This window comes from Bradyrhizobium uaiense, from assembly GCF_010811875.1.
GTDB lineage: Bacteria > Pseudomonadota > Alphaproteobacteria > Rhizobiales > Xanthobacteraceae > Bradyrhizobium > Bradyrhizobium uaiense.
In genome coordinates this window covers 1-204 of record NZ_VKHP01001298.1, presented here as the reverse complement: position 1 = coordinate 204, position 204 = coordinate 1, and the positions used below count along the sequence as shown (strand labels likewise).

1 protein-coding gene is annotated in these 204 nt (G+C 58.3%); it reads left to right on the top strand.

The window, feature by feature from the left end; all coding sequences use genetic code 11:
* The coding region (locus tag FNJ47_RS55930; protein WP_163163992.1) for a transposase at nt 1–204 on the top strand (204 nt) is incomplete at both ends.

Sequence of the window (204 nt, the reverse complement as noted above, 5' to 3'; positions counted from 1 at the left end):
CGCGACAACCGAATGTTCGTTGAAGGAGTGCTGTGGATCGTGCGTACGGGGTCTCCCTGGCGCGATCTCCCGGAGGTCTTCGGCGATTGGAACAGCGTGTTCCGGCGCTTCAGCCGATGGAGCATCAAGGGTGTTTGGTGGCGGATCTTCGAGGCGATGTCCGATGATCCGGACTTCGAATATCTGATCGTCGATTCCACCATC